The organism is Streptomyces sp. SID3212 (assembly GCF_009865405.1).
Classification (GTDB): Bacteria; Actinomycetota; Actinomycetes; order Streptomycetales; family Streptomycetaceae; genus Streptomyces.
Genome location: NZ_WWJY01001178.1, coordinates 1 through 11713, shown reverse-complemented (window position 1 = coordinate 11713; position 11713 = coordinate 1). Strand labels below are relative to the sequence as shown.

Below are 11713 nucleotides of genomic sequence, written 5' to 3'. Positions count from 1 at the left end.
CTCTTCCGATCTTGTCCGGTGTCCCCGCGCCGCTGAGGGGCCGCTCGTCGGCCGCCCGGGGCGACGCCAGGGCCGACAACAGGGCCGCCGGGACCGACAGGACCGACACGGCAGCCGAGGCCCCCGACCTGCTCGGCGGCCTGCCCCGCCGCGTACGGCAGGCCAGCCTCGCACCCCAGCTGAGGGACAGCGCTCCCGAGCGTGTCCCCGGACAGGCGCCCGCCGGCCGGCAGGACGGCGAGCGGGACGCGGACGAAGTACGCAACCGTATGGCCTCGCTCCAGCGAGGCTGGCAGCGTGGTCGCCGGCAGAACGACGCCGAAGAGACCACCGGCCCCGGCGAGACAGACAGAACCACATCGGAGGGGGACGGTCGATGACCGCACCGAACGCCGCAGCACGCAACTCCGCCGACCGGGACGGCGCCGGAGAGCTCAACTGGCTCCTCGACGAGCTCGTCGAACGAGTGGCCAGTATCCGCAAAGCACTTGTGCTCTCCGGTGACGGCCTCGCGACCGGCACGTCCAAGGACCTCACCCGGGAGGACGGCGAGCACCTCGCGGCCGTCGCCTCCGGCTTCCACAGCCTCGCCAAGGGGGTCGGCCGGCACTTCGACGCCGGCAGCGTCCGGCAGACCGTCGTGGAGCTGGACGAGGCGTTCCTCTTCGTCACCGCCGCCGGTGACGGCAGCTGTCTGGCCGTCCTGTCCGACGCCGATTCCGACGTGGGCCAGGTCGCCTACGAGATGACGCTGATGGTCAAGCGGGTCGGCGTCCACCTCGCCACGAGGCCGCGGTCCGGTCTGCCCGCCGGAGGGTGAGTGGGGGCCGACATGAGTGACGAAGATCAGGACGCGCAGCACTGGTTCGACGGCGAAGCCGGACCGGTGGTACGCCCGTACGCCATGACGCGCGGCCGTACCAGCACCGCGACCCGCCACCGGCTCGACCTGATCGCGATCGTCATTCCCGAGCCCAAGGCGGACGACCCCGGCCGGGACCAGATGCTCTCACCCGAGCATGTGGAGATCGTCGACCGCTGCAACGACAGCCCGCAGTCGATCGCCGAGCTCTCCGCGAGCCTGGACCTGCCGGTCGGGGTGGTACGGGTGCTGGTCGGCGACCTCGTCGAGGACGAGATCGTCCATGTCACCCGCCCCGTCCCGCCGGCCGAACTGCCCGACGTGAGCATCCTCCGCGATGTGATCGACGGCCTGCGGGCGCTCTGACGTACGTCAACCGATCACCTGGGACCCACGATGTATCCGAACCGCACCCACCCCTCCGGGGAAGAAGAGAGCCATGACCCTCGGGCGCACTAGCCACCGGCCCCGCCCGGTCGACCCGGTCACACTGAAGATCCTGGTCGCCGGCGGGTTCGGGGTCGGCAAGACCACCCTGGTGGGCGCCGTCAGCGAGATCAGGCCGCTCCGTACGGAGGAGCGGCTCAGCGAGGCGGGCCGGCCCGTCGACGACGTCGACGGAGTCGAGGAGAAGACGACCACCACGGTCGCCATGGACTTCGGCCGGATCACCCTCCGGGAGGACCTGGTCCTGTACGTGTTCGGCACCCCGGGACAGGACCGGTTCTGGTTCCTCTGGGACGAGCTGGCCCAGGGCGCCCTCGGCGCGGTGGTCCTCGCCGACACCCGGCGCCTCGCCGACTCCTTCGCCGCCGTCGACTACTTCGAACGGCGGGGAATCCCCTTCACGGTCGCCGTCAACTGCTTCGAGGGCGCGGACCGCTTCCCCGGCGAGACCGTCCGGGCGGCGCTGGACCTCGACCCCGAGGTCCCGCTCGTGATGTGCGACGCGCGCGAGCGGGAATCCGTCAAGGAGGTCCTCGTGACGGTCGTGGAGCACGCGCTGAACCGCGCGCAGCGCCACCGCGAGCACGCCGTCACCTGACCCGGGCGACCCGGCGGACCCGGCGAGGCGCGCCCGTACCCCCGACCACCGGGGTACGGGCGCGCCGCCGCGCCGTACGCCCGTCAGAGCCCGGTCACCGACCGCCACGCCACGGGGAAGTCGAAGTAGGTGTCGGGGAAGACCTCGGGCCGGTGCGTGAAGTGCCACCACTCCTCGGGCAGGTTGGTGAACCCGACCTCTTCCAGGGTGCTCCTCAACAGCTGCCGGTTGGCGCGCGGCACCCCCTGGATCCGCGGGTCGTCGGTGTGCGCGAGCGGGTCGAAGCAGTCGTAACCCGTGCCCATGTCCACCGAGTTGTCCGGGAAGCGCTCCGCGCGCGGGGCGTAGCACGGGACGAGCGGCTCGCCCGGCACGTACGCCCGGGTCGGCAGCGCGGGCAGCTTCACCAGCGTCAGGTCCACCGTGCTGCCCCGGCTGTGCCCGGACTTCTCCGCGATGTAACCGTCCTCGAACAGCCGCGACTTGTCGACGCGCGGATAGAACTCCGCCTTCATCGCCTCGTCCTGGAGATCCTTCGCCCACCGGACGAAGTGGTCGACGGCCCGTTGCGGCCGGTAACAGTCGTACATCTTCAGCGAGTAGCCCTGCCGCAGCAGTTTCCGCTGCGCCAGGCGCAGCGCCTCGGCGGCCGGCCGGGTCACCAGACAGACCGGTTGCCGGTACCCGTCCACCGGCACCCCCATGAAGTCGTGCGGCGTGCTGTAGCGCATCTCCTGGATGATCGTCGGCGCGACCGACCGCAGCGCCACGAACTCCTCCGGAGCCCGGGGCCCGGTGGCGGCGCCCGCCGTCGGCGCGGGAAGGGCGGGAAGGGCGAGCAGGGCGACGGCGGAAGCGGTCAGCACCCGCAGGAGTGACACAAGAGGGCTCATGAGCCCTTTCATCTATCAGGTTCCCGGGAACGGCGGAAGGGTGATCGGATACAGTCCGCGCGTGTCCGAGCCCGAGAAGAAGCCCCCGATGAACGCGTACTGCGGCAGCTGCGGCGCGCCGTACCCGCCGGACGCCGGCTGGCCCCGTACGTGCGCGGTCTGCGGCGTCACCGCCTACCGCAACCCGCTGCCCGTCGCCGTCGCGCTGCTCCCCGTGACGGACGCGGAGGGGCGGGCGCTGGTGGTCATCACCCGCACGATCGAACCCATGCGCGGGGGAGTCGCCCTGCCCGGCGGCTTCATCGACCACCGCGAGGCCTGGCAGCACGCCCTCGTACGGGAGTTGAGGGAGGAGACGGGCATCGGGGCGGCCGAGGAGGACGTACGGCTGGCCGACACGCTCAGCTCCCCGGACGGGCACCTCCTCGTCTTCGGCCTGCTCCCCGAGCGGCCCGCCGGCCAACTCCCGCCGTCCGCCGCCACGGACGAGACGACGGGCTGGCATCTGCTGCGCGCCCCCGTGGAGTTGGCGTTCCCGCTCCACACCGAGGCGGTACGGTCCTGGTTCGCCGGCCGGTACGACACGGGTCCACGCCGCTGACCCACGCGGGGCCGGGGCGGTCCGCACCCCACCGGGCCGCCCCCTGCCCGGGGATCCTCACCCCCCGGACGCCACGCCCCGTACCCGTACGGTCCGCTCCGGCTCCACGGTCCCCCCGTCCGTCACCCGCTCCACCCGGACCCGGCCGTCCACCACCCGCGAGGTGTACCGCTCCACCTCCGCCGTACCCCAGCCGTCGCCCGGATCCCCGATCACCAGCCCGCCGCCCGTCCGGCCGGGCGCCGGGGCCCACGCCTCCAGCTCCACCGACCCGTCCCCGCCGCGCACCGGTATCACCGCACCCGCCCGCGCCAGCACCGGGATCCGCGACAGCGGCGCGTCGACCACCACCTGGCCCGGCCCCTCGTACGCCTTGCCGGTCGCCGTGTCGTACCACCGCCCCCTGGGCAGCCGCACCGCCCGCCGGTCCGCCCCGCGCGCCAGCACCGGCGCCACCAGCAGACCGTCACCCAGCATGAACGCGTCCTCGCAGTCCCGCAGCGCCCGGTCCTCCGGCGCCCCCCACCACACCGGCCGCACGTACGGCGCCCCCGTCAGCCGCGCGAGCTGCGCCAGCGTCATGAAGTACGGGCGCAGCCGCTCCCGTTCGGCCAGCGCGGCCCGCGCGTGCTCCAGCACCTCCGCGCCGAACTCCCACGGCTCCCTGCGCCCCGCGTCGATCGCCGCGTGCGTACGGAACAACGGCATGTACGCACCCAGCTGGAACCACCGCAGATACAGCTCCGGCGTCGGACTCCCGTCAAAACCACCGACGTCGGGCCCCGAGTACGGCACCCCGCACAGCCCCAGCCCCAACACCAGCGCCAGCGAGGCCCGCAGCCCCGGCCACCCCGTCGCCACATCGCCCGACCAGGTGCCGCCGTACCGCTGCATCCCCGCCCACCCCGAGCGGGAGAACAGGAACGGCCGCTCGTCCGGGCGCAGCTTCCGCAGCCCCTCGAAACCGGCCCGGGACATCTCCAGGCCGTAGACGTTGTGCGCCTCCCGGTGGTCACCGCCCCGGCCCTCCAGCCGGTGCCTGGCCGAACGCGGCAGCGTCGTGTCACCGAACGGCGCGAACGACACCGGCTCGTTCATGTCGTGCCACACCCCGGAGAACCCCTGCGCCAGCCGCTCCGCGTACAGGCCGCCCCACCACTCCCGTACCCCCGGATCCGTGAAGTCCGGATACACGCACTCACCCGGCCAGACCTCACCCCGGACCTCGCCGCCCCGCGCGTCCCGTACGAAGGCGTCCGCCACGCGCCCGCTCTCGTACACCGCGTTCCCGGCCGCCGCCTTCACCGCCGGATCCACGATCGACACCAGCCGTACCCCGTCCGCCCGCAACTCCCCGGCCAGCCCCGGCAGATCGGGGAAACGCTCCGGGTCCACGGTGAAGACCTGATGCGCGTCGTAGTGATCGATGTCGAGATGCACCGCCGACAGCGGAAGACCACGCTCCCGGTACCCGGCGACGATCCGCCGCACCTCCCGCTCACTGCCGAACCCCCACCGCGCGTGCTGTGGACCCAGCGCCCAGGCCGGCGGCGGTACGGGCGCCCCGGTCAGCGCCGTCCAGCCGTGCAGCACCCGCGCCGGTGTGCCGATCATCACCCAGCAACGCAGCGGCCCGCCGTCCATGCGCAGCTCGCTCGTCCCCGGCCGGTCGTGCCCCGAGCCCGCGCCCTCCTCACCCTCCCGCAGGGTCACCCGCCCGTCCCACGAGTTGTCGACGAACGCCAGATGCGTCCCCGCGTCCGCCACCACCAGCTGCACCGGCATCGTCACGTACAGGGGATCGTCCTCGGGACCGAACCGGCCGCCCGGATCCGTGTTCCACAGCCGGTACGTCCCGTCCGCCAGCCGCGGCCCCCGCGCCCGCCCGCCCAGCCCGAAGAACCGCGCGTCCGCCGCCACCTCCGTCCGCTGCACCCACCGCGCCACACCCCCCGCGACCGGCTCCCACCAGCGCGGCGGCAGCTCACGGCGCAGCACGACCCCGCCCGGCGTACGGATCTCCACCCCACCGTGCCGCGACACCGTCACCATCACGCGCTCCGACACCACCCGCCAGCCGCCGTCCGTGTTCGGCTCCAGCACCGCCCGGGGATCGGGATCCGGCGGCGAACCCGCCAGCGCGTACGACGGCAGCGGCTCCGCGCCGTCCCACCCCCAGAACACCGCGCCGCCCACCGTCACGCACACCCGCAGCTCCGCCCGCGCGAACCGCACGACACCTCCGCCGGGCTCGGGCCGCGCCCCCGCCGCCTGCCCCGGCACCCTGGCCCGCTCGGCGCCGCGCACCGGCAGCGCCCTCGCATCCGTACGCCGCTGCCGCCAGGCCGACCGCACGGAGCGGAGCCCCTGTACCGACCCGACCACTTTCATCGAACGCACCAGTTCACGACCGTCCATGCTGCTCAGCCTGCCACCCGTCCGCGACCGGAAGGCGTTCGTTCAACTTCCGTTCACCCGAGGTGGGGGGTACCCGTCCGCCCCCGTCGACGGCGGGAGAACGACATCTGGTGCGAAAGACGATCACATGGCATCGTCCCTGTGAGCCGCGTCAAGACCGGGAGCCGCACATGACGACAGCCGCCAGCCCCGTACCGCTCTGGCAGCCCGATCCCGCACGGATCGCCGCCGCCGGGGTCACCCGCTTCCAGACGTGGGCGGCCGAACGGTACGGCGCCCCGGCCGAGGGCGGCTACCCGGCGCTGCACCGCTGGTCCGTGGACGAGCTCGACACCTTCTGGACCGCGCTCGCCGACTGGTTCGACGTCCGCTTCACCACCCCGCACGAACGGGTCCTCGGCACGGACACCATGCCGGGCGCCCAGTGGTTCCCCGGAGCCACCCTCAACTACGCGGAACACGCGCTGCGCACGGCCCTGGACCCGGCCCGCGCCGACACCCCCGCGCTCGTGCACGTGGACGAGACCCAGGAACAGCGCTCCGTCTCCTGGTCCGAACTGCGCGGCCAGGTCAGCGCGCTCGCCACCGCGCTGCGCGCCCTCGGCGTACGCCCCGGGGACCGCGTCAGCGGCTACCTCCCCAACATCCCGCAGGCCGTCACGGCCCTGCTCGCCACCGCCGCCGTCGGCGCCGTCTGGACCTCCTGCGCCCCCGACTTCGGCGCCCGAGGTGTCCTCGACCGCTTCCAGCAGGTCGAACCCGTCGTCCTGTTCGCCGTCGACGGCTACCGCTACGGCGGCAAGGAACACGACCGTACGGAAACCGTCGCCGAACTCCGCCGCGAACTGCCCACCGTCCGGGCCGTGGTCCACGTCCCGCTGCTCGGCACCCCGGCCCCCGAAGGCACGCTGGAATGGTCCGCCCTGGTCGAGCCGGCCGCCGACCATGCCGACAACAGCACCGACAACGACAACGGCACCGACACCGCACCGCCGGTCTTCGAACAGGTCCCCTTCGACCACCCCCTCTGGGTCCTCTACTCCTCGGGCACCACCGGCCTCCCCAAAGCCATCGTCCAGTCCCAGGGAGGCATCCTGCTCGAACACCTCAAGCAGATCGGCCTCCACTGCGACCTCGGCACCGAGGACCGCTTCTTCTGGTACACCTCCACCGGCTGGATGATGTGGAACTTCCTGGTCGGCGGCCTGCTGACCGGCACCACGATCATCCTGTACGACGGCAGCCCGGGCTTCCCCGCCGTCGACGCCCAGTGGCGCGTCGCCGACCGGACCGGAGCCACCTTCTTCGGCACCTCCGCCGCCTACGTCATGGCCTGCCGCAAGGCCGACGTCCACCCCGCGCGCGACCACGACCTCTCCCGCGTACGCTGCGTCGCCACCACCGGATCACCCCTGCCGCCCGACGGCTTCCGCTGGCTGGCCGACGAGGCCGGCGACGACCTGTGGATCGCCTCCGTCAGCGGCGGCACCGACATCTGCAGCTGCTTCGCCGGCGCCGTACCGACCCTGCCCGTCCACGTCGGCGAGCTCCAGGCCGCCTGCCTCGGTACGGACCTCCAGGCCTGGGACCCCGAGGGCCGGTCCGTGACCGAGGAGGTCGGCGAACTGGTCGTCACCCGCCCCCTGCCGTCCATGCCGGTCCGCTTCTGGAACGACCCCGACGGCAACCGCTACCACGACAGCTACTTCGACACCTATCCCGGCGTCTGGCGCCACGGCGACTGGATCACGATCACCGACCACGGCTCGGTCGTCATCCACGGCCGCTCCGACTCCACCCTCAACCGCCAGGGCGTCCGGATGGGCTCCGCCGACATCTACGAAGTGGTCGAGCGGCTGCCCGAGATCCGCGAATCCCTGGTCATCGGCGTCGAGGAACCGGACGGCGGCTACTGGATGCCCCTCTTCGTCCACCTCGCGGAAGGACAGCGGCTGGACCACGAGCTGCGGGCCCGCATCACGACCACCCTCCGCCGGGAGCTCTCACCCCGCCACGTCCCGGACGAGATCATCGAGGTCCCCGGCGTCCCCCACACCCTCACCGGCAAGCGCATCGAGGTCCCCGTCAAACGCCTCCTCCAGGGCACGAGCCTCGACAAGGCCGTCAACGCCGGATCCGTCGACCACGTCGAACTCCTCCACTTCTACGAGGACCTGGCCCGCCGGCGCCGCTGACGGCCACGGCGGACACCCCGCTGTCAGACCCCCCGATTACGCTGAGTGAGCACTGATCGACAGCGCTCAGGGGGAGTCATGGCGCACACCGACCACAGCAAGCAGACCGAGACCGACCGCACCCGGCGCCGCCGGCTGCGGCGCGAAGTCCCCAGCACCGTCGGCCTGCTGGCCGACGAGCAGGACTTCACCGCGATGCGGCGGTACGACACCTTCACCTTCGACGACCACGCGACCTACCTGCGGCAGATCGAAGCCCTGCTGAGATCCCTCGCCGCCCAGGGCGTCCACACCACGGTCGCCCTCTTCGACCCCGACGAATACGCGGAGTTCTGCGCGGCCGGCGGCCACGACCCCGACAGCACCGCCAGCCGCAGCCGCTTCACCGCCACCATCCCCGCGACCGGCGCCGCCGTCGCCTACACCGGCCAGCCCCTCGACACCCTGGTCCCGCTGCTCATCAACACCGCCGTCCGCAAGGCCACCTGGGAGTACGTCACCGCGCTGCTCGCCGATCTCGGGGAGTGCGCCGACTGCGGCCAGGACATCGGACGAGCGGCCTTCGACCGGGCGTCCCGCCTCCTGTTCGCGCTCCTCGAAGCGGCGGGACCCGGCACCCACCACATGGTGTGCAGCATCCCCGCGGCCGACGAACAACTCCTCGCCGCCCTCCAGGCCGACCACACCGGCGACACCTCCGCCGCCGTCGACCCCGCCGAGGGAGCCGAATTCGTCTCGGTGCTCGCCGCCGGCATCGCGCTGGAACGGCCCGGGGGAGTGGTGCTCCGTACGACAGCACCCGACACACCCGACCGCCTCCACGGCTGGCGCCTCCTGCACGGACACCTCGTCCCCCTCACCGAGGCCGAGGTCTTCAGCGCCTACTGCACGGACGCCGACACCGGAGAGCCGCTCTCCCCGGAATCCGGCGTCGAATACCGCGCGGGATACGACCTGGGCATCGACACCACGGACACCCACCACTGAACGCCGAAGGGGGCTTCCCGCCGGACCACGGCGGAAAGCCCCCAGGAGTTCCCCTCCCTCACTCGCCGGACAGCACCGCCTGCGCCGCGGCCTTGGCACCCTCGGCGGAGTCGGCTGCCCGCGCCGCCGACGCGGCACGCTCGCACTGCGCGAGCGTGTGCTTCGCCAGCGTCGCCCGCACATACGGAATCGACGCCGAGCCCATCGACAACGACGTCACCCCGAGCCCGGTCAGCACACACGCCAACAGCGGATCCGACGCGGCCTCCCCGCACACCCCGCAACTCTTCCCCTCGGCCTTGGCACCCTCGGCCGACAGCGCGACCAGATCGAGCAGCGCCGGCTGCCACGGGTCCTGCCACCGCGCCACCGCCCCCACCTGCCGGTCGGCGGCGAAGGTGTACTGCGCCAGGTCGTTCGTCCCCAGCGAAAGGAACTCGACCTCCTGAAGAATCGAACGCGCCCGCAGCGCGGCCGACGGAATCTCCACCATCGCCCCGAACTTGGCGTGCAGCCCCGCCGCACGACAGGCGTCCGCGAACGCCTTCGCGTCCGCGCGGTCCGCCACCATCGGCGCCATGACCTCCAGATACACCGGCAGACCCTCGGCGGCCCTCGCCAGCGCCGTCAACTGCGTCCGCAGCACGTCCGGGTGATCCAGCAGACTCCGCAGCCCCCGCACCCCCAGCGCCGGATTCGGCTCGTCGGCGGGCGTCAGGAACGCCAGCGGTTTGTCCGCCCCCGCGTCCAGCACCCGCACGACCACCCGGCCCTCGGGAAACGCTTCGAGGACCGACCGGTACACCTCGACCTGCTTGTCCTCCGACGGCGCCCGCTCACTGTCGTCCAGGAACAGGAACTCGGTACGGAACAGCCCCACCCCCTCCGCCCCCGCCTCGACGGCGGCCTGGACGTCGGAGAGCCCACCGATGTTGGCGAGCAGCGGCACCTTGTGCCCGTCCGAGGTCGCACCGGGCCCGGTGACCCCCGACAGCGCCGCCTTCCGCGCCGCCGCGGCCTCCTCCAGCTCCGCCTGCCGCTCGGCCGACGGCTCCACATGGACCTCGCCCGTACTCCCGTCGACCGCGATCAGCGTTCCCTCGGCCAACTCGACGGCCCCCGGCAACGCCACCACGGCCGGCACCCCCAGCGCCCTCGCCAGAATCGCGCTGTGACTGGTCGGCCCGCCCTCCTCGGTCACAAAACCGAGCACCAGCGTCGGATCGAGCAACGCCGTGTCGGCGGGCGCGAGATCACGGGCGATCAGCACGTACGGCTCGTCACTGTCCGGCACCCCGGGCATCGGCACGCCCAGCAACCGGGCGACGATACGGTTCCGCACGTCGTCCAGGTCCGCGACCCGCCCCGCCAGATACTCCCCGGCGTTGGCGAGCAGAGCGCGGTACGAGGCGAACGCGTCGTACACCCCACGCTCGGCGCTGCTCCCCACGGCGATACGCCGCTCCACGTCGGCCAGCAGGTCGGGGTCCTGGGCCATCATCGCCTGCGCTTCGAGCACCGCCTGCGCCTCACCACCGGCCAGATTCCCGCGCGCGTTGAGATCGGCGGCGACGGCGTCCACGGCCTGGCGGGCACGCGCCTGCTCGCGCTCGGCCTCCTCAGGACCGATCTGCTTGGCCGGCGGCTCCAGCACGGTGGTCCCCATGTGCCGGACCTCGCCGATCGCCACCCCGTGGCTGACCCCGACGCCTCGCAGCGTCGTCCCCATTACGCCGACTCCCAGCCGAAGAGCGTGTCGCCGGCCTTGAGGTCGCCGTCCTCCACGACGGCGGACAGGGCGTCGGCCGCGGCTTCGAGCGCCACGACCGGGCAGATCGGCGACTTCCCGGCCGCCGCGACGGCACCGGGGTCCCAGCCGATGACGGCCTGGCCGCGCTGCACGGTGTCGCCCTTGTTGACGTGGAGTTCAAAGCCTTCGCCGTTGAGCTGCACCGTGTCGATGCCGAGGTGCGTCAGCACACCGTGCCCGTCCTCGTCGACGACCACGAAGGCGTGCGGGTGGAGGGAGACCACCACACCGTCCACCGGTGAAACGGCCACGGACGGTTGGAGGACGGGATCGATGGCGGTACCGGGACCGACCATCGCCCCGGCGAACACCGGGTCGGGGACAGCGGCGAGTCCGATGGCGCGTCCGGCGAGTGGGGCCGTCACGATGGTCATGGGGAGCCTCCCTGGGGCGGAGATTCGTCAGCCGCCGTCACTGCCTGTGATGGGACGGCGTGCCGTTCAGAACTGTAAGTCATAAGAAGTGACGGTTCCGTACGTGACCTGCCGTACGACTCGCACGGTCGGAGGGCACAAACCGATTTGCCTGGGCCGCGAGACGGCATGTACTGTCGTACTCCTGCCTGACACCGACGCGACTTCGAGTCGGGGGTCGGCAGTATCTATCAAACCTTGATCCTTACCTCGGGTCCGCTTTTGCATGTCTGCGGATCGGTGGTCAGGAGCACTTAAAAGGCCTGATAGAGTTTGAAACACGAAATGCCGAAGGGAAGCGCCCGGAGGGCCCCGGAGACGGGACCGAAGGAAGCGTCCGTTCCTTGAGAACTCAACAGCGTGCCAAAAGTCAACGCCAGATATGTTGATACCCCGGCCTACTCAACCCTTGTGGTTGGTGGGTTGGTGGTTCCTTTGAAGAACAAAACACAGCGAGGACGCTGTGGGCTGTCGGTCTTATTCCGACTG

The 11713-nt window shown here is 72.0% G+C and carries 10 protein-coding genes and 1 pseudogene; 7 read left to right on the top strand and 4 right to left on the bottom strand.

From position 1 onward, the window contains the following. From GT042_RS35370 to GT042_RS35355, 4 genes and pseudogenes are all read left to right on the top strand, one after another. A pseudogene (locus tag GT042_RS35370) lies at nt 1-380 on the top strand (histidine kinase); the annotation flags it as partial. Next, a complete protein-coding gene (locus GT042_RS35365; protein ID WP_161312779.1) occupies nt 377-820 on the top strand; it encodes a roadblock/LC7 domain-containing protein in 444 nt (147 codons plus the stop codon). The pseudogene GT042_RS35370 and the gene GT042_RS35365, both read left to right, overlap by 4 nt. A 12-nt stretch (nt 821-832) precedes the next feature. After that, nucleotides 833-1228 (top strand): DUF742 domain-containing protein, encoded by a 396-nt coding sequence (locus tag GT042_RS35360; RefSeq protein WP_161312778.1) that lies wholly within the window; start codon nt 833-835, stop codon nt 1226-1228. A 73-nt stretch (nt 1229-1301) separates the two neighbouring features. Continuing rightward, complete coding sequence (locus GT042_RS35355; RefSeq protein WP_161312777.1) at nt 1302-1907, top strand: ATP/GTP-binding protein; 606 nt, start codon at nt 1302-1304, stop codon at nt 1905-1907. Between the two features lie 83 nt (nt 1908-1990). On the opposite strand, the gene GT042_RS35350 is transcribed toward GT042_RS35355, so the two are convergent. Continuing rightward, nucleotides 1991-2800, bottom strand: a complete 810-nt coding sequence (locus GT042_RS35350; RefSeq protein WP_161312776.1) for a M15 family metallopeptidase — start codon at nt 2798-2800, stop codon at nt 1991-1993. Nucleotides 2801-2888: 88 nt separating this feature from the next. Here GT042_RS35350 and GT042_RS35345 point away from each other — a divergent pair, with 88 nt between their 5' ends. Continuing rightward, nucleotides 2889-3401: an NUDIX domain-containing protein gene (locus tag GT042_RS35345; protein WP_161312780.1), complete on the top strand. Its 513-nt coding sequence runs from the start codon at nt 2889-2891 to the stop codon at nt 3399-3401. Between the two features lie 57 nt (nt 3402-3458). Here the strand turns inward: GT042_RS35345 and GT042_RS35340 are convergent, their stop codons facing one another. Next, nucleotides 3459-5819: a glycoside hydrolase family 31 protein gene (locus GT042_RS35340; RefSeq protein ID WP_161312775.1), complete on the bottom strand. Its 2361-nt coding sequence runs from the start codon at nt 5817-5819 to the stop codon at nt 3459-3461. A 170-nt stretch (nt 5820-5989) separates the two neighbouring features. On the opposite strand from GT042_RS35340, the gene GT042_RS35335 reads away from it, so the two are divergent. Further along, on the top strand, nt 5990-8014 hold the full coding sequence (locus GT042_RS35335) for an acetoacetate--CoA ligase (protein ID WP_161312774.1): 2025 nt from the start codon (nt 5990-5992) through the stop codon (nt 8012-8014). A 78-nt stretch (nt 8015-8092) separates the two neighbouring features. Then, nucleotides 8093-9001 carry a hypothetical protein gene (locus GT042_RS35330; RefSeq protein ID WP_161312773.1) on the top strand — a complete coding sequence of 303 codons (909 nt, stop codon included), beginning with the start codon at nt 8093-8095 and terminating at the stop codon, nt 8999-9001. A gap of 58 nt (nt 9002-9059) precedes the next feature. Here the strand turns inward: GT042_RS35330 and ptsP are convergent, their stop codons facing one another. Next, nucleotides 9060-10730, bottom strand: a complete 1671-nt coding sequence (gene ptsP / locus GT042_RS35325) for a phosphoenolpyruvate--protein phosphotransferase (protein WP_161312772.1) — start codon at nt 10728-10730, stop codon at nt 9060-9062. Then, complete coding sequence (locus GT042_RS35320; protein ID WP_161312771.1) at nt 10730-11185, bottom strand: PTS glucose transporter subunit IIA; 456 nt, start codon at nt 11183-11185, stop codon at nt 10730-10732. The genes ptsP and GT042_RS35320 overlap by 1 nt, the downstream gene beginning before the upstream one ends. Nucleotides 11186-11713: the final 528 nt, after the last annotated feature.